This window comes from Streptococcus sp. HMSC034B05 (genome assembly GCF_001809055.1).
Classification (GTDB): domain Bacteria; phylum Bacillota; class Bacilli; order Lactobacillales; family Streptococcaceae; genus Streptococcus; species Streptococcus constellatus.
In genome coordinates this window covers 1-19899 of record NZ_KV795598.1, presented here as the reverse complement: position 1 = coordinate 19899, position 19899 = coordinate 1, and the positions used below count along the sequence as shown (strand labels likewise).

Annotated in this window: 12 protein-coding genes and 1 pseudogene; 9 read left to right on the top strand and 4 right to left on the bottom strand. The window is 39.4% G+C overall.

Features of this window, described 5'->3' with window-relative positions; genetic code table 11:
* The coding region (locus tag HMPREF2542_RS03635; RefSeq protein ID WP_070484344.1) for a RelA/SpoT family protein at positions 1–1985 on the top strand (1985 nt) is incomplete at its 5' end.
* A 79-nt stretch (positions 1986–2064) separates the two neighbouring features.
* On the top strand, positions 2065–2508 hold the full coding sequence (gene dtd / locus HMPREF2542_RS03630) for a D-aminoacyl-tRNA deacylase (RefSeq protein ID WP_048800683.1): 444 nt from the start codon (positions 2065–2067) through the stop codon (positions 2506–2508).
* Positions 2509–2642: 134 nt separating this feature from the next.
* On the opposite strand, the gene HMPREF2542_RS03625 is transcribed toward dtd, so the two are convergent.
* The 4 genes from HMPREF2542_RS03625 to HMPREF2542_RS03610 form a co-directional block, all read right to left on the bottom strand.
* A complete protein-coding gene (locus HMPREF2542_RS03625) occupies positions 2643–3293 on the bottom strand; it encodes a metal-dependent transcriptional regulator (RefSeq protein ID WP_003070703.1) in 651 nt (216 codons plus the stop codon).
* Between the two features lie 150 nt (positions 3294–3443).
* Complete coding sequence (locus tag HMPREF2542_RS03620; RefSeq protein ID WP_003070702.1) at positions 3444–4376, bottom strand: metal ABC transporter substrate-binding protein; 933 nt, start codon at positions 4374–4376, stop codon at positions 3444–3446.
* 34 nt (positions 4377–4410) lie between these two features.
* Entirely contained in the window at positions 4411–5259 is an 849-nt protein-coding gene (locus tag HMPREF2542_RS03615; protein WP_003037625.1) for a metal ABC transporter permease, read from the bottom strand.
* A 1-nt stretch (position 5260) separates the two neighbouring features.
* Complete coding sequence (locus HMPREF2542_RS03610) at positions 5261–5980, bottom strand: metal ABC transporter ATP-binding protein (protein WP_058669886.1); 720 nt, start codon at positions 5978–5980, stop codon at positions 5261–5263.
* Positions 5981–6155: 175 nt separating this feature from the next.
* Between HMPREF2542_RS03610 and HMPREF2542_RS03605 the strand changes: the two genes are divergently transcribed.
* The 7 genes and pseudogenes from HMPREF2542_RS03605 (at position 6156) to HMPREF2542_RS03565 (ending at position 19854) form a co-directional block, all read left to right on the top strand.
* A complete protein-coding gene (locus HMPREF2542_RS03605) occupies positions 6156–8051 on the top strand; it encodes a M13 family metallopeptidase (RefSeq protein ID WP_058669885.1) in 1896 nt (631 codons plus the stop codon).
* Positions 8052–8349: 298 nt separating this feature from the next.
* Positions 8350–10851, top strand: coding sequence for a leucine--tRNA ligase (gene leuS, locus HMPREF2542_RS03600; RefSeq protein ID WP_058669884.1), 2502 nt, complete (start codon positions 8350–8352; stop codon positions 10849–10851).
* A gap of 495 nt (positions 10852–11346) precedes the next feature.
* Entirely contained in the window at positions 11347–11580 is a 234-nt protein-coding gene (locus tag HMPREF2542_RS03595) for a flavodoxin (RefSeq protein ID WP_080980102.1), read from the top strand.
* 611 nt (positions 11581–12191) lie between these two features.
* A pseudogene (ltrA, locus tag HMPREF2542_RS09735) lies at positions 12192–13468 on the top strand (group II intron reverse transcriptase/maturase).
* A 195-nt stretch (positions 13469–13663) separates the two neighbouring features.
* On the top strand, positions 13664–14518 hold the full coding sequence (locus HMPREF2542_RS03580) for a 5'-nucleotidase, lipoprotein e(P4) family (RefSeq protein WP_037598061.1): 855 nt from the start codon (positions 13664–13666) through the stop codon (positions 14516–14518).
* Positions 14519–14803: 285 nt separating this feature from the next.
* Entirely contained in the window at positions 14804–19198 is a 4395-nt protein-coding gene (locus HMPREF2542_RS03575; RefSeq protein WP_070484342.1) for a PolC-type DNA polymerase III, read from the top strand.
* A 425-nt stretch (positions 19199–19623) separates the two neighbouring features.
* Complete coding sequence (locus HMPREF2542_RS03565; RefSeq protein WP_006268373.1) at positions 19624–19854, top strand: GlsB/YeaQ/YmgE family stress response membrane protein; 231 nt, start codon at positions 19624–19626, stop codon at positions 19852–19854.
* Positions 19855–19899 lie beyond the last annotated feature (45 nt).

Genomic DNA, 19899 nt, shown 5'->3' with positions numbered 1-19899 from the left:
ATGTTGTAGAAGACACAGCTGCAACTTTGGACGATTTGGAAGGCGAATTTGGACATGATGTGCGCGTGATTGTCGATGGTGTGACCAAACTTGGTAAAGTCAAGTATATGTCTCACGAGGAACAGTTGGCTGAAAACCACCGCAAAATGCTAATGGCGATGTCCAAGGATATCCGTGTCATTTTGGTAAAACTAGCAGACCGTTTGCACAATATGAGAACACTTAAGCACCTGCGCAAAGACAAACAGGAACGCATCTCACGCGAAACCATGGAAATTTATGCTCCATTAGCTCATCGTTTGGGGATTTCGAGCGTCAAATGGGAACTGGAAGATTTAGCTTTTCGATATTTGAATCCGACAGAGTTTTATAAGATTTCCCACCTGATGAAGGAAAAACGTCGGGAACGTGAGGATTTAGTTGACGAAGTGGTTCACAAGATTGAAACCTATGCTTCTGAGCGCAATCTTCATGGGCAAATCTATGGTCGTCCTAAACATATTTACTCCATTTATCGGAAAATGCAGGACAAGAAAAAGCGTTTTGATGAGATTTATGACTTGATCGCTATTCGTTGCATTTTAGATACGCAAAGTGATGTGTATGCTATGTTGGGCTACATTCATGAACTCTGGCGACCAATGCCCGGACGTTTTAAAGATTATATTGCTAATCGCAAGGCAAATGGTTACCAGTCAATCCATACGACCGTCTATGGGCCTAAGGGACCGATTGAGTTTCAAATTCGGACCAAAGAAATGCACGAAGTGGCAGAATACGGAGTTGCTGCACACTGGGCCTATAAAAAAGGTATTAAAGGGCAGGTTGATAGCAAAGAATCGGCGATTGGGATGAATTGGATTAAGGAGATGATGGAACTCCAAGACCAGTCCAATGATGCACAGGATTTTGTGGATTCCGTCAAGGAAAATTACCTTGCTGAAGAAATCTATGTCTTCACGCCGGATGGTGCTGTTCGTTCGCTGCCAAAAGACTCAGGACCGATTGATTTTGCCTATGAAATCCATACAAAAGTGGGTGAAAAAGCGGTTGGTGCAAAGGTAAATGGTCGCATGGTGCCCTTGACTACGAAGCTAAAAACAGGGGACCAAGTTGAGATTATTACCAGTTCCAATTCCTTTGGACCGAGTCGTGACTGGATTAACCTTGTTAAGACTAGCAAGGCACGCAATAAAATTCGTCAATTTTTCAAAAATCAAGACAAGGAATTATCCATTTCTAAAGGTCGAGAACTTCTGCAAGCACAATTTCAAGAAAATGGCTATGTGGCTAACAAATACATGGACAAAAGACACATGGAAGAAGTCCTGCAAAAAACGAGCTACAAAACAGAGGAAACTCTTTTTGCGGCGATTGGTTTTGGTGAAGTTAGTGCTGTTTCGATTTTTAATCGTTTGACAGAAAGAGAACGCCGTGAAGAAGAGCGTGCTAAAGCAAGAGCTGAAGCAGAAGAGCTTGTTAAGGGCGGTGAAGTCAAGGTTGAAAACAAGGACACCCTCAAGGTCAAACATGAGGGCGGCGTCATTATCCAAGGTGCGTCAGGGCTTTTGATACGGATTGCCAAATGTTGTAATCCAGTTCCTGGTGATGAGATTGTCGGGTACATTACAAAGGGGCGCGGGGTTGCCATTCATCGTAAGGACTGTATGAATTTACGAGCGCAGGAAAATTATGAGCAGCGCTTGATTGATGTCGAATGGGAAGACAATAGTTCTGTTAAGGAATATACTGCTCACATTGATATATATGGTCTTAATCGCGCTGGCCTTTTGAATGATGTCTTGCAAGTCTTGTCCAACACAACCAAAAATATCTCCACCGTCAATGCACAGCCAACCAAAGATATGAAATTTGCCAATATCCATGTTTCTTTCGGGATTGCTAATTTATCTATGCTGACAACAGTAGTTGATAAGATTAAGAGTGTGCCGGAAGTCTATTCGGTTAAACGGACAAATGGCTAAGTGAGAACAGCAGAGCAGAAAGATTCTACTCAAGCAATCTCTTGTGATTTTTTCTCAATATAAAAATAGGAAGTTCAAAATGAAAATAGTGATTCAACGTGTGAAGCGAGCTTCGGTATCAATTGATACCGAACTTTACAATCAGATTCAGCAAGGACTGCTGTTACTAGTCGGTGTAGCACCAGATGATTCTCAAGAAGATGTAGAATATGCAGCAAGAAAAATTGCCAATATGCGGATTTTTTCAGATGATGAAGACAAGATGAACTTGTCCGTAAAAGACGTAAACGGAGAGATTCTTTCTATTTCTCAGTTTACATTGTACGCAGATACAAAAAAAGGGAATCGTCCAGCTTTTACAGGCGCTGCTCAACCAGACTTGGCTAGTCAATTGTATGATGATTTTAACGAATTGCTAGGTCGAGAAATACCTGTCAAAACAGGTGTTTTCGCGGCTGATATGCAGGTTGAGTTAATCAATGACGGACCGGTGACGATTGTGTTAGATACGAAGAATCGTTGAGAAAATGATAAATAAAACCGAGTCTGGAACACTTTTGTTCCAGACTCGGTTACTTTCTAGAATAAAACTCAATACGAAGTAGTTGAGTGACCTCTAAGCACTGATGTTAGAAGCTTTGACAGTCCCGCTTCCTTTTAGAGCGTTTCCACATAAAGTTGTTGGGCAATCGTTGAATTGATTTGCAGCTCTTTTTCATTTACTTTGAGCAAATATAGTTGAGCATAAGGATCGTATTGCTCCAGAATCAGCGTATCTCCCAGATGTAAATCGTGTTTTTCCAAATATTTTAATAATTCAAACTCATCATGAACTCTTGCTAAGCGATAGACTCCAGCATTTTGGACTTGGTTTAACGTTAACTGGTATTTTTCAACCAGTAATTCACCTTTTTGGGGAATGGTCCCGCCATGAGGACAAGTTTCTGGGTAATCCAACATTTTTTCCAATCGCTCGACAAATAATTCTGAAACAGTGTGTTCTAAGACTTCCGCTTCTTCATGGATTTGATCTGTTGTAGTGTATTGTAAATTATGCACTAGAAAGTATTCAATTAAACGATGTTTGCGATATAGTTCAGAGACAAGGTGAAGACCAAGATTGGTTAATAAATATCCCTTAATCTTGTCTTTGATAATTAATTTTTCAGCAATCATCTTTTTAATCATTTCTGTGACAGCTGGAGGAGATACTTGCATTTGAGCAGCAATTTCTTTATTTGTAATTTTTTGACTATGCGTACCAATCTCGTAAATACATTTGAGGTAATCTTCTTTGTTTGGGGTCATGTTGTTTACTCCTTATCGTATTAAGTATACCAAAAATACCTGAAGAACACAGCCGTTAGCCATTTGCTTAGTAGAATGAAGTATTGGCTATTTAAGGAAAATTCAAGTAAAAAGGAACTGGCAATCAATTCCGGCTCCTTTTTCCATTTCTTATTTGCTAAGACCTTCAGCAATTTTATCCAAATTCCATTTCATCATGTCGTAGTAACTATCACCTTTTTCACCTTTTTCAGCGATTGAATCAGTGAAAATCTTGGCATAAATTGGAATTTTTGTATCTTTTGAAACAGTCTTCATTGGACGGTCATCAACACTACTTTCAACAAAGAGTGATGGCACTTTTGTTTTACGAAGTTTTTCAACCAATGTTTTGATTTGATCTGGAGTTCCTTCTTCTTCAGTGTTGATTTCCCAAATATAAGCAGATGGGACACCATAAGCTTTAGAGAAGTACTTGAAGCAACCTTCGCTGGTAACAATCATTTTCTTTTCAGCAGGAATATTATTGAATTTTGCTTTTGCTTCCTTGTCCAATGTTTCAAGTTTTGCAGTATAAGCTTTCAGATTCTTTTCATAAGTTTCTTTGTTTTTAGGATCTTTTTCAATCAAACGTTTTGCAATGTTTTTAGCATAAATAATTCCGTTTTCAAGATTGAGCCAAGCATGAGGATCTTCTTTCCCTTTTTCATTTTGACCTTCCAGATAGATAACGTCCACTCCGTTACTTACAGCATAGTAATCTTTGTTCTCAGTCTTTTTCGCATTTTTGACCAATTTTGTAAACCAAGCATTTCCGCCGGTTTCCAAGTTGATACCATTGTAGAAAATCAAATCAGCTTTTGATGTTTTTTTCACATCTTCTGGTAATGGTTCGTATTCATGTGGATCTTTTCCGACAGGAACGATACTGTGCAGATTGATTTTATCACCAGCGATATTTTTGGTAATATCAGCGATGATCGAGTTGGTAGCAACAACATTCAATTTTGAAGATTTGTTGGTAGAAGTTCCTTTTTGACCAGCGCAGGCAGCAAGCCCGACGATGGCTAAAAACAGAACGGCGATAAAACCTAATTTTTTCATATAAGGTTCTCCTTTAATAAATGAAATACTAATTTTATTTTAGCTTGGGTTTATTTTTTAGTTTGTTAAATCGTTGTTTTGGAGCGATAAAGAAACTAATGGCAAAGATAATGGCGGATGTCAGTACAATGCTTGAGCCAGCCGCAACATTAAAGGTATAGCCAATGAAAAGTCCTAAGACAGATGCAATTGCCCCCAAGCTAGAAGACAAGATAATCATCGTTTTAAGACTGTTAGCGTAAAGATAAGCAGTAGCAGCAGGTGTAATCAGCATAGCAACAATCAAAATTGTTCCCACGCTTTGCATAGCTGTAACTGCAACCAGCGTCAAGAGAATCATTAAGAGATAATGATAAAAGTTGACTGGCATCCCCATCGCTTTTGCCAGAAGTGGATCGAAAGATGTAATCAATAATTCTTTGAAGAATAGTCCAATAATAATTAGAACAGCGATTCCTACACCAATTGTAATCCACATATCAATGTCTTGCACAGCTAAGATATTTCCAAAAAGAATATGGAAAAGGTCGGTTGAACTATTAGCAACTCCAATCAAAATGACTCCAAGAGCTAAAAAGGAACTAAAAGTTATTCCAATGGCAGTATCACTTTTGATAATTGAATTTCCTTTAATATAAGTAATAATGACCGAAGCTAAAAGTCCAAAAACAATGGCTCCAATAAAGAAGTTGATTCCTAAAATAAAGGAGAGTGCAACTCCTGGCAAGACTGCGTGTGAAATGGCATCGCCCATCAAGGACATGCCTCTTAGGATAATGAAGCAACCAACTGCTCCAGCAACAATCCCGATGACAATGGCCGTAATCAGTGCATTTTGTAGAAAATGGAAATTTTGTAGTCCATCAATAAATTCTGAAAACATATTAGAGACCTCCATTCACAAAAAGCTGAGAGCCATAGGCTTTTTTCAAGTTTTCTTCTGTGAAAGTTGATGAAGTTTCTCCAATGGCAATGAGTTCTTTATTCAAAATTAAAACTTGATCAAAGTAATGTGGGACTTTTCCTAAGTCATGGTGAACAATGAGAATCGTTTTTCCTTGTTCTTTTAGACTGCGTAGCGTTGTCATGATGATTTCTTCACTGATTGAATCAATTCCAACGAATGGTTCATCCAGAAAGATACAGTCAGCTTCTTGTACTAGACAGCGCGCAATCAAGACCCGTTGAAATTGCCCTCCTGACAATTGGCTGATTTGGCGTTCAGCATAATCCTCTAAGCCGACAATGCGTAACGCATTTGTCACCTTCTCCCATTCTTTATTTGTTAACCTGTGGAAAAGTTTCACTTTTGGATACAGTCCAAGCGACACACATTCTTTCACTTTGATTGGAAAGTTGTAGTCAATGTGAATTTTTTGTTCCACATAAGCTACATGGCTAAGTACTTTTGAGAATTCTTTATCATCAAGGTAAGTTTGTCCAACATGATCAACGATGCCCAACATTCCTTTTAAAAGGGTTGATTTACCAGCTCCGTTGGGACCAATAACTCCCATGATAGTTGGGCCTTGGATTTCCAAAGAAATCTGATTGAGAGCAAGTGTTTCCTGATAAGAAACACTTAAATTTTCGATACGTATCATTTTATACACCCCTACAGTTAATATACATTAAAACAAAAATTAAGTCAAGTTAATTTTTAGAATTTTTAAGAAAAATCAGAAGCAAGATTTGGCATAAAAATCTCTTTTGATAAAAGTTTGATTATTCAGAACTTTTTTGATAGGATTAAGATAAAACAATGAAAGCGAGAACAAGATGACACGTTTACAAGATGACTTTTTTAATTATGTCAATGGTGAATGGGAAAAAACTGCTGTGATTCCTGAGGACAAGCCTGTGACAGGTGGATTTATGGATTTGGATCAAGATATTGAAAAATTGATGTTAGCAACAACTGATAAATGGTTAGCAGGTCAAGATGTTCCAGAAGATCCAATTTTGCAAAATTTTGTGAAATACCACCGTTTGGTGGCAGATTTTGACGGACGGGAACGAGCAGGAGTTACCCCTGCAATGCCGCTTGTGGAAGAATATAAAGCTTTAAGTTCTTTCAAGGAGTTTGCAGCGAAGATTGCTGAGTATGAAATGGCTGGAAAGCCGAATGCTTTTACTTTTGACGTCGCGCCAGACTTTATGAATGCTAAAATGAATGTTCTCTGGGCCGATGCACCTGGAATCATTTTACCAGATACGACCTATTATGAAGAAGGAAATGAAAAAGGCAAGGAATTGCTGACAATCTGGCGCAAGATGCAGGAAGAATTATTACCTAAATTTGGCTTTTCAGCAGAAGAAACAAAAGATATTTTGGATAAATATCTGGAATTAGATGCTAAATTAGCTAAGTATGTCCTTTCCAATGAAGAAACTTCAGAATATGTGAAGTTATATCACCCTTATGATTGGGCAGATTTCACGAAGCTCGCTCCAGAATTGCCACTTGATGCAATTTTTACAGAGATTTTGGGACAAAGCCCAGACAAGGTGATTGTTCCTCAAGAGCGTTTTTGGAAAGAGTTTGCAGCGGAATATTATTCAGAAGAAAATTGGGAATATTTGCATGCAACACTGAAATTATTCTCTACTGGAGCATGGACTTCCTTGCTAACAGAAGAAATTCGCGTCCTTTCAGGCACCTATGTGCGTGCTATTTCAGGCGTTCCAGAAGCTCGTCCAAAAGAAAAAGCAGCTTATCAACTAGCACAAGCACCCTATAACCAAGCCCTCGGTCTTTGGTATGCAGAAGAGAAATTCTCACCAGAAGCCAAAGCAGATGTGGAACATAAGGTCAAGACGATGATTGATGTCTATAAATCACGCTTAGAAACAGCTGATTGGCTTGCTAAGGAGACACGGGACAAGGCCATTGTCAAACTCAATGTTATCACTCCACATATTGGTTATCCAGAGAAATTGCCAGAAACTTATGCGAAAAAAGTGATTGATGAACAGCTCGGTTTAATTGAAAATGCTCAAAATTTAGCGAAAGTAGCCATTGCACACACTTGGAGTAAATGGAACAAAGAAGTGGATCGCAGTGAATGGCACATGCCAGCTCATCTGGTAAATGCCTACTATGATCCACAACAAAATCAGATTGTTTTTCCAGCCGCTATTCTTCAAGCACCTTTTTATGATTTGCATCAATCTTCATCAGCAAATTATGGCGGAATCGGTGCAGTAATTGCGCATGAAATCTCTCATGCTTTTGACTCAAACGGTGCTTCCTTTGACGAGCATGGTAGCCTTAAAAATTGGTGGAAGCCAGAAGACTACGAAGCTTTCACAGCTCGGACTCAGAAGGTGATTGAGCAATTTGACGGACAAGATTCTTACGGAGCTAAAGTCAATGGAAAGCTGACTGTTTCAGAAAATATTGCAGACCTCGGTGGGATTGCGGCAGCGCTGGAAGCAGCTAAGAAAGAAGCTGACTTCTCTGCGGAAGAATTTTTTACCAACTTTGCTCGTATCTGGCGCATGAAAGCTCGTCCAGAATATATGCAAATGCTAGCAAGTGTAGATGTGCATGCTCCCGGAAAACTTCGGACGAATGTTCAATTGCCAAACTTTGATGATTTCTTTACAACTTTTGATGTTAAAGAAGGCGACGGCATGTGGCGCAAACCAGAAGATCGCGTGATTATTTGGTAATTTCAACGTTTGTTAGTAGCAGAAGAATATAAAAAGTTCTCAAATGAAAATTGACCTGTACCCCAAAAGTTAGATAAAAAATCTAACTTTTGGGGTATTTTTTATGAATTAAGTTACAAAGACAAAATCCATATCAAGAGGGAAGTTTAAAAAATTTAAAGTAAAATCTCCAGCAAAAGTTAATTGAGATTAGTCACACAATAAATTCAGTTAGTCAAAGCATGCTTTTCTCTAATTATGCCTTTTAAAATCGCTTAAAAATGGTATAATAATAACATCACAAAATTGGAGTGAATCAATGACTTTTTATAATCACAAATCAATTGAAAGAAAATGGCAGACCTATTGGGCTGATAATCAGACGTTCAAAACAGGAACGGATAGTGCAAAACCAAACTTTTATGCGTTGGATATGTTCCCCTACCCATCTGGTGTTGGTCTTCACGTAGGACACCCAGAAGGCTATACTGCAACTGATATTCTTAGCCGTTTCAAACGTGCTCAAGGTTATAACGTTCTTCATCCAATGGGGTGGGATGCTTTTGGACTTCCAGCAGAACAATACGCAATGGATACGGGAAATGATCCTGCTGAGTTTACGGCAGAAAATATTGCCAACTTCAAACGTCAAATCAATAGCCTTGGTTTCTCATATGACTGGGATCGTGAAGTCAATACAACTGACCCTAACTACTATAAGTGGACACAGTGGATTTTTACAAAATTGTATGAAAAAGGTTTGGCATATGAAGCAGAAGTACCAGTTAACTGGGTTGAAGAACTAGGAACGGCTATTGCCAACGAAGAAGTGCTTCCCGATGGTACATCTGAACGTGGTGGTTATCCAGTTGTTCGTAAACCAATGCGTCAATGGATGCTTAAAATCACAGCTTATGCTGAACGCCTCTTGGAAGATCTAGATGACCTTGATTGGCCAGAATCTATCAAAGATATGCAGCGGAACTGGATTGGTAAATCAACTGGTGCAAATGTAACGTTCAAAGTAAAAGATACTGATAAAGATTTCACCGTTTTTACAACTCGTCCAGATACACTCTTCGGTGCTACCTATGCTGTTCTAGCACCAGAACATGCTCTTGTTGATGCTATTACAAGTCCTGAGCAAGCTCAAGCCGTTGCCGATTATAAACGTGCGGCTAGCCTTAAATCTGACCTCGCTCGTACAGATCTTGCCAAAGAAAAAACAGGTGTCTGGACTGGTAGCTATGCTATTAACCCGGTTAATGGTAAGGAAATTCCAATCTGGATTGCCGATTATGTGCTTGCTAGCTATGGGACAGGAGCTATTATGGCAGTTCCTGCGCATGATGACCGCGACTGGGAATTTGCAAAACAATTCGATTTGGATATCATTCCAGTTCTCGAAGGTGGAAATGTTGAGGAAGCAGCCTATACAGAAGACGGTCTTCACATCAACTCTGGCTTCCTAGATGGTCTTGATAAAGCGCAAGCTATTGATAAAATGGTTGAATGGCTTGAAGCAGAAAGCGTTGGCAACAAGAAAGTCACTTACCGTTTGCGTGACTGGCTTTTCTCACGTCAACGTTATTGGGGGGAACCAATCCCAATCATTCATTGGGAAGATGGCACAACAACAGCTGTTCCAGAAGATCAACTACCACTTGTATTGCCAGTAACAAAAGATATCAAACCTTCAGGGACAGGTGAAAGTCCACTTGCTAACTTGACAGACTGGCTGGAAGTTACGCGTGAAGATGGTGTCAAAGGCCGTCGCGAAACGAACACCATGCCGCAATGGGCAGGTTCAAGCTGGTATTATCTGCGCTACATTGACCCACACAATACGGAAAAATTAGCTGATGAAGAACTGCTTAAGGCATGGTTACCAGTTGATATTTACATTGGTGGTGCAGAACACGCTGTGCTTCACCTTCTTTACGCTCGTTTCTGGCATAAATTCCTTTATGATTTAGGTGTCGTTCCAACTAAAGAACCATTCCAAAAACTCTTTAACCAAGGGATGATTTTGGGAACAAGCTATCGCGATCACCGTGGCGCCCTTGTAGCGACAGATAAAGTTGAAAAACGTGACGGTTCTTTCTTCAATATCGAAACAGGTGAAGAATTGGAACAAGCTCCAGCTAAGATGTCTAAATCTTTGAAGAATGTTGTTAATCCAGATGATGTAGTGGAGCAGTATGGTGCAGATACTCTTCGCGTTTACGAAATGTTTATGGGGCCGCTGGATGCATCTATTGCTTGGTCTGAAGAAGGACTTGAAGGCTCACGTAAATTCCTCGACCGTGTTTATCGTTTGTTGACAACAAAAGAAATTGTGGCTGAAAATAATGGTAATTTGGATAAAGTTTATAATGAAACTGTCAAAGCCGTTACAGAACAACTTGAAGCCATGAAATTCAATACAGCTATCGCTCAATTAATGGTTTTCATTAATGCTGCAAACAAAGAAGACAAACTTTTTGCTGACTACGCTAAAGGTTTTATACAATTGTTAGCACCATTTGCGCCACACCTTTCAGAAGAATTGTGGCAAACATTGACACAATCTAGTGAATCAATTTCATATGTTCTTTGGCCAACATGGGACGAAGCCAAGTTGGTTGAAAACGATGTAGAAATCGTTGTTCAAATTAAAGGTAAAGTTCGTGCGAAACTTGTTGTACTAAAAGACTCAAGCCGTGAGGAACTTGAAAAACTTGCTCTTGCCAACGAAAGAATTCAAGTAGAAATTGCTGGCAAGCAAGTCATCAAAGTCATTGTCGTACCTAACAAATTGGTTAATATTGTTGTGAAATAAAAAATTCTAGCAGAAGTTAATTTCTGCTAGAATTTTTATAAGCTTAGAAAAGCGTATGTTAGCTGTAGTCTTTTTCTGCTTATAAATACTATACACTATACCTCGAAGAAAAACTTGCTACACTTGCTCTTGAAAATTATGGTAAAAAGTAAGAAAATGATGACTAGTTTATAAGAACAATCCATTCTCTTTCTTTATGAATATTATTTTTAAGGAGTTATCATACAAGCAAAAAAGTAGAGTTTACTGAGCTTTTCTGTGACTTAGTCTTTTGTTTATGCTATTTCTAAAATGATGGAGCTAATCCATCATTTGCATCATAGGATGATTAGTTATACGAGTTTTATGTCCTTTATAGCTTGTCTCATCGTGCTGGTAACACTTGGATGATTCAGACGGTCTATACGAACCGCTATGGGGAGAATTCCTTTGTGAACATTTCCTTTATGATGGTTCGGATGTTTATGGTATTAGGTCTGTCCAACACATTCACAGATGATTGGTCTGCGTTATCCGATTTGGTGGGGACGTCCGCCACGCCTTATCCAAACAGTAATGGAAAGTCTAGATTTAGCTGGTAAACGAGTCGCAACTTTTGTAACTTCAGGTGGTTCGACTTATAGTGAGGCACAAATTGTCATTGATCAAATGATGAAAAATAGTGTTCAAGGGCGTGCATTGTCTAGCACAACAGATGCTATCAAATGGCTGACAGATATTGATTTTTAATTATAGGTTTGCTGCTAATTATTGTAGCGAGCATTATTACTGTTTTTTATAAATGAAATAAAAATGATTGAAATCTCTGTGAAAAAACAGAGATTTTTTGTGTACGACGGGCATGTCATACATCTGAGGTGCAAGTCATCTGGGGCATCCGCTACCGGTGAACCCAATAGTGACTCCCAAGCCTGACTATCGTGAGGTAGCAAGGAGAGGAAGGGATAGCGAAATCGTGACTGTACGAATAGAAATGTGATAGGAAGGCGCATATAGCGGATGATGGGGCTTATAACCCTAAGTCCAAATAGGTAGTCGTAACCTATATGCGTAAATTACGAGAGTAAACGAGGAAAGATGTATAACTTATCTCGTGAGGTCTTGTCGAGGGTAAAACCTAGTAACAGCGAACGACAAGAAGTCAGTCGAATCCATAGTAGTGAAGAAGTTTCTGTAATGGAGATGGAGTGAAGGGGTGAATAACTAATCGAAGTAATCCTAGACACTTGTGTCTGTAAAACGAACAGTCTGATAGAGCTGAAAGTTAGTACGTATTGATAGTGGACAGCTTACCAATATAAGATAACCTACAGGCAACAAAACAGAAAGGGAATCCACACATGTCAGAATTGCTAAGTATGATATTATCTCGTAACAATATACTTGAAGCTTATAAACAGGTGAAAACTAATAAAGGATCTGCTGGTATCGATGGAATTACTATCGAACAGATGGACGGCTATCTCCGTCAAAACTGACGAGAAGCAAAACAGCTTATCAAGGAGAGGAAGGGTAAACCTCAGCCCATACTCAGAATTGAAATTCCAAAATCCAATGGAGACATCCGCAACCTAGGAATCCCAACTGTCACGGACAGAATGATACAATAGGCTATCGTTCAAGTCCTGAGTCCAATCTGTGAAGTTCGTTTCTCAGAATACAGCTATGGTTTCAGACCAAATCGTTCTTGTGAGACAGCCATTGTCAAGTTACTTGAGTGCCTTAATGATGGTTATGAGTGGATTGTGGATATTGACCTAGAGAAATTCTCTGACACAGTACCGCAAGATAGACTCATGTCTCTAGTGCAGAATATTATTCATGATGGAGATACAGAATTACTGATTCGGAAATATCTTCATCGGGGGTAATTATCAATGATCAACGTCATAAGACTCTTGTAGGGATACCTCAAGGGGGTAACGTATCTCCGCTGTTATCAAATATCATGCTTAATGAGTTGGATAAGGAACTAGAGAAAGGAGGTCTTCATTTCGTTCGGTACGCAGATGATTGCGGAATCACGGTTAGGAGCGAAGCAGTTGCCAAGTGAGTTATGTACTTAGTCAGTCGCTTTATTGAGAAGCGATTGGAGCTAAAAGTGAACATGACAAAAACTAAAATCGTGAAACCTAGCCAACTCAAGTACCTAGGTTTTGGTTTTTGGAAGTCTCTGCAAGGTTGGAAGAGTCGTCCTCATCAGGATAGTGTTCAGAGCTTTAAACGAAAGTTGAAACGACTGACGACTAGAAAGTGGAGTATGGACCTAACAACACATATTGAGCGATTAAACTGGGTTATACGAGGGTGGATAAACTATTTTTCTCTTGGCGACATGAAAAAGGTAGTAACTCAAATAGATGAGCGTTTGAGAACTCGTATCCAAGTGATTATCTGGAAACAATAGAAGAAGAAATCGAGACGACTATGGGGATTACTAAAATTAGGCGTTCCTAAATGGATAGCGGATAAATTCTCAGGTTGGGGTGAGCACTATCAATTGGTTGCGACCAAGTCGGTATTCAAGCAAGCTATATCAAAACCAGCCCTCGCAAAACGAGGACTGGTTAGCTGTTTAGATTATTATCTTGAACGACATGCGTTAAAAGTTAGTTGAACCGCCGTATGCTGAACGGCACGTACGGGTAGTGTGAGAATAACTAGAAATTAGCTCCTACTCGATTTTTTGATGGATTTATTGGACATTTTTCTGCCAATCTGTTTTTCGTCTGTATAATTGGTCAGATAACTTGAAATGTTTTTATGAAAACGCTATAATTTTGATAGATTAATATTAGGAGGAATTGGTTTTATGAAATCATCTAAAGCCACAATCACAATTTTTTCAGCTCTTGCTTCAGTTATTTTATTGACTAGTTGTGGGACAAAAGCAACTGATAATAAGGCTGCGCAAAGCAACACATCTGACAATAAAGTTACGATGACTTATGATCAAGTGCGCTCAAGAGAAAATACCATGGGCACACTTTGGTATCAAAAGTCTGATGAAGCGAAGGCTCTGTATCTACAAGGTTATAATGTCGCCACGAACCGATTGAAAGAATTACTGCAAAAGCCGACAGATAAGCCCTATTCAATCGTTCTTGACTTGGATGAAACGGTCTTAGACAATAGCCCTTACCAAGTACAGAATGTCAAAGACGGCACAGCTTTTAATCCTAAAAATTGGGATGCTTGGGTACAGAAAGCTTCAGCTAAAGCTGTTCCTGGTGCGAAAGAATTTCTTCAATATGCTCATCAAAATGGTGTTCAAATCTACTATATTTCTGACCGTGCGGCAAATCAAGTAGATGCAACGATTAAGAACTTAGAAAAAGAAGGTATTCCTGTACAAGGGAAAGATCATTTGATGTTTTTAGAAAAAGGCGTGAAATCAAAAGAAGGTCGCCGTCAAAAAGTTCAGGAAAAAACGAATCTAGTTATGTTGCTAGGAGATAATCTGGTTGACTTTGCAGATTTCTCAAAGACATCAGCTGATGAACGTGGCAAGAAATTGGAAGAATTAAAGAAAGAATTTGGCGAAAAATTCATTATCTTCCCAAATCCAATGTATGGTTCATGGGAAAGCACAGTTTACAAAGGTAAAAAATTAGATGCGAAAGGCCAAACTGAAGAACGCCAAAAAGCGTTACAAGGTTATAAATAATAAGAAGGAAAAACAGAACGCCCTTATTTTGGGGGATTCTGTTTTTTCTTTGTCTTTTAGCTTGTGCTTTGTGAATGTTTAAAAAAGTGGACTAAGATTTGCTAATTTTATTATAGTAAAGATGCTTATATTTTCCAGATACTCACTCTTAAGCAAGCTAGCAAGATGTGACTTAAAATAAAAATGGTTTATACTAGTGGCAAGATAAAGGGGATTCTTTATTTTTTAATCGAAAAATCCTTTGTTTTATGGTAGAATAGTGTCATTACAAGGCGAGGGAAAAAGATGTCATCAACGTTTGAAATTTTAATGAATCAGATCAATATGCCACTTGATATGAGACAATCAAGTGCCTTTTTACATGCAGAAATTGAGCAAGTTCTGGTGCATAAAGTCAGCCATATCTGGGAATTTCATTTTGCTTTTACAGAAATTTTGCCGATTGACATATTTCAAGAATTGAAAAAGTGCTTGAAGGAAGAATTTTCTAAAACGGGGAATCAAGCAGTTTTTGAGATAAGGACAATAAACAAAGATTTCACAGATGAGTTATTGCAGGCTTATTATCAAGAAGCTTTTACAGAAGGTCCTTGTACTAGTCAGGGATTTCGCAGTATATATCACCGGTTGAAGGTGCATGTTGAAGAGAATCAGCTAGTGATTGAAGGTCCTTCAAGCATTGATACGGATCATTTTCGGAAGATTCATTTGCCAAATTTGGCAAAACAGTTGGTCAAGTTTGGTTTTCCACAGTTTCAATGTCAGGTTAAGGCAAGCGATGCTTTAACACAGCAGCAAGTCGAAACTTTCCAAGCTGAGAAAGAAAAGATTGTACAAGCAGCGAATGATGAAGCTCTAAAAGCCATAGAAGCGCTGCAGAAAATGGCAGCTCCACCTGTTGAAGAAAAGACAAGTTACTCTGGTTTTCAAGCGAAAAAAGCTATTGCACGATCAAAATTGGATAAAGCTGAAATCACGCAGATGAATGCCATTCAGACTGAGGAAAATCGGATTGTCTTTGAAGGAATGGTTTTCGATCTTGAAAAAAAGGTTACTCGCACAGGGCGCGTACTTATTAATTTTAAGATGACCGATTATACTTCTAGCTTTGCGCTTCAGAAATGGTTTAAAAATGAAGAAGAAGCTAAGAAATATGACATGATTAAGAAAAATTCATGGTTGCGTGTACGTGGAAATATTGAAATGAATAACTTCACGCATGATTTGACTATGAATGTACAAGATGTACAGGAAGTGGTGCATTATGACCGTAAAGATCTCATGCCTGAAGGTGAGAAACGGATTGAATTTCACGCGCATACCAATATGTCAACTATGGATGCCCTACCAGAAGTCGAAGACTTGATTGCGACAGCTGCGAAGTGGGGGCATAAAGCAGTTGCGATTACTGACCACGGCAATGTGCAGAGCTTTCCTCATGGTTATAAAGCTGCTAAAAAAGCCGGGATTCAGTTGATTTATGGTATGGAAGCCAATATTGTTGAAGATCGTGTGCCCATTACTTACAATGAAATAGATATGGAGTTGAGAGAAGCTACTTATGTTGTCTTTGACGTAGAAACGACTGGTTTGTCTGCTATTTATAATGATTTGATTCAGGTGGCAGCCAGCAAGATGTACAAGGGCAATGTCATCGCGGAATTTGACGAATTTATTAATCCAGGACACCCTTTGAGTGCGTTTACGACAGATTTGACGGGAATTACAGATGAACATGTTAAAAATGCGAAACCACTTGAACAAGTTTTACAGGAATTTCAGGAATTTTGCAAAGATACGGTACTTGTCGCCCATAATGCTACCTTTGACGTGGGCTTTATGAATGTCAACTATGAACGTCATGGCCTGCCCAAAATTACCCAACCAGTCATTGACACACTGGAATTTGCCCGCAATCTCTATCCAGAATACAAGCGGCATGGTTTGGGGCCTCTAACCAAGCGTTTTCAAGTATCGCTTGACCATCACCACATGGCTAATTACGATGCGGAAGCAACAGGACGACTGCTATTTATCTTCATCAGAGATGTAGCAGAAAAGCGTGGAATTACCAATCTTAATAAGTTAAATACGGATTTGGTGGATGAAAATTCCTATAAAAAAGCACGAGTGAAACACGCTACGATTTATGTGAAAAATCAAACAGGGTTGAAGAATCTTTTCAAATTGGTCAGTCTGTCCAATACTAAATATTTTGAAGGTGTAGCACGGATTCCGCGAACGGTTTTGGATGCGCATCGAGAAGGCTTGATTCTAGGAACTGCTTGTTCAGAAGGAGAAGTGTTTGATGCGGTTGTTTCACAGGGTCTGGATGCAGCTGTCGAAGTAGCGAAATATTACGACTTTATCGAAATCATGCCTCCAGCGATTTATGCTCCATTGATTGCCAAAGAGCAGGTTAAGGATATGGAGGAGCTGCACACGATCATTAAGAATTTGATTGAAGTGGGTGAACGCTTAGACAAACCAGTTCTGGCTACGGGAGATGTGCATTATATTGAGCCTGAGGAAGAAATTTATCGGGAGATTATCGTTAGGAGTTTGGGACAAGGTGCCATGATTAACCGGACCATAGGTCACGGTGAAAACGCCCAGCCGGCTCCGCTTCCTAAGGCTCACTTCCGCACGACCAATGAAATGCTAGATGAATTCGCTTTTTTAGGTGATGAACTAGCTCGACAAGTGGTCATTGAGAATCCCAACCAGTTGGCGTCAAGCTTTGAACCAATTGAAGTGGTAAAAGGGGACCTCTATACACCATTTATTGATAAATCTGAAGAAAAAGTCGCTGAGCTGACTTACGCAAAGGCTTTTGAAATCTATGGTAATCCACTACCAGATATTGTAGATCATCGAATTGAACGGGAATTATCCTCTATTTTGGGGAATGGTTTTGCCGTGATTTACTTGGCTTCGCAAATGCTTGTACAGCGTTCTAATAAACGAGGCTATTTAGTTGGTTCGCGTGGTTCAGTTGGCTCCAGTTTTGTGGCGACCATGATTGGGATTACTGAGGTCAATCCTTTGTCGCCCCACTATGTCTGTGGCAAATGTCAATACAGCGAGTTCATCACGGATGGCTCCTATGGTTCTGGCTTTGATATGCCGGATAAGGACTGTCCAAAATGCGGCCACAAGCTGAGCAAGAATGGTCAGGATATTCCTTTCGAGACTTTCCTTGGATTTGACGGAGACAAGGTCCCTGATATTGACTTGAACTTCTCTGGAGAGGATCAGCCTAGTGCCCACTTAGATGTTCGAGACATTTTTGGGGAGGAATATGCCTTTCGGGCTGGTACTGTTGGTACGGTTGCAGCTAAGACAGCCTATGGTTTCGTGAAAGGTTATGAGCGAGATTACAATAAATTTTATCGCGATGCAGAAGTCGAGCGATTGGCGCAAGGTGCATCAGGTGTTAAACGAACGACCGGACAGCACCCTGGTGGGATTGTTGTTATTCCAAACTACATGGACGTTTACGATTTCACGCCGGTTCAATATCCAGCAGATGACCTGACTGCCGAATGGCAAACGACCCATTTTAATTTTCATGATATTGATGAAAATGTCCTGAAACTCGATGTGCTCGGTCATGATGATCCGACTATGATTCGGAAATTGCAGGATTTATCAGGTATTGACCCTAATGATATTCCTATGGATGATAAGGAAGTTATGGCACTCTTTTCAGGAACAGATGTTCTGGGAGTGACACAAGAGCAAATAGGTACGGCAACTGGTATGCTGGGGATTCCTGAGTTTGGAACCAATTTTGTACGGGGCATGGTGGATGAAACTCACCCAACAACTTTCGCAGAATTACTTCAATTATCAGGCTTGTCTCACGGTACGGACGTATGGCTTGGAAATGCACAAGATTTAATTAAGCAGGGAATTGCGGACTTATCTACCGTTATCGGTTGTCGGGACGACATCATGGTTTATCTCATGCACAAGGGCTTAGAACCAAAAATGGCCTTTACCATTATGGAGCGTGTGCGGAAAGGTGCATGGTTGAAAATTTCTGACGAAGAGCGTAATGGTTATATTGCCGCTATGAAAGAAAACAATGTCCCTGAATGGTATATTGAATCTTGCGGAAAAATCAAGTACATGTTTCCTAAAGCCCATGCAGCTGCCTACGTAATGATGGCTCTACGGGTAGCTTATTTCAAAGTGCATCATCCGATTTATTACTATTGTGCTTACTTTTCTATCCGTGCCAAAGCCTTTGATATTAAAGTCATGAGTAGCGGATTAGATTCAGTTAAGCGCAAAATGAATGAAATCTCTGAAAAACGTAAAAATAATGAAGCGTCCAATGTAGAAATTGACCTGTATACAACCTTGGAAATCGTTAATGAAATGTTGGAGAGAGGCTTTAAATTTGGGAAACTCGATCTTTATAAGAGTGACGCGACAGAATTTCTGATTGATGGAGATATGTTGATTCCTCCATTTTCTGCCATGGACGGTCTGGGTGACAACGTTGCAAATCAATTGGTTAAAGCGCGGGCAGAGGGAGAATTCCTCTCCAAGACTGAGTTGCGAAAACGTGGTGGGTTATCAGCTACTTTAGTCGAAAAAATGGACGATATGGGCATCCTGGGCAATATGCCAGAAGATAATCAGCTAAGTTTGTTTGATGATTTGTTTTAAGACGTCTTCTTTTGATGAATGCGGGATTTTCAACTGATACGGCTGTTTCCAATCGAGAATTCCCGCTGGTTTATTCGCGAAATAGTATTAATTTTCCACGAACAGCTAGGTATTTTTCCAAAGACTAGACTAAAATATACATGTTTAAGTGAAAATTTTTACTGCTTGTAAAGCTTTTTACAAAATTTATAGATTACGGTTGTTCTTTGTATGACATTTGCCAATAAAAAGGTTTTGTTATGCAATTAACTATTTCAGCAGAAGCTAAAAAAACTCAAAGAAATTTTCATCATGCACGTGAATTTTTCCTAAAGACAATGCTTGCATCGATAGTACTTTTAAGTTTGGTTGTCTTTCAAAAAAGTAACCCCCCTTGTTATTTGAAGAGATGTTTGACGTTGCAGAATATCAGGAAGGAGAAATAAATGATTGGAAGTATGTTTGTTGGCTTTATTATTGGTCTGATTGCAGCAGCAATCACTAATCGTGGAGAGAAAATGGGCTGTATTGGAAAGATCTTATTAGGCTGGTTTGGGGCATGGATTGGTCAAGCCCTATTTGGAAATTGGGGACCTCATTTATCAGAAACAGCCATTATTCCATCTGTATTAGGAGCCATTATTCTCCTTGCTATTTTCTGGAAGAGAGGGAGTTAATATAGAAAAAGTAGAGTCTGAGACAAAATAGTTCTCAGTCACAAA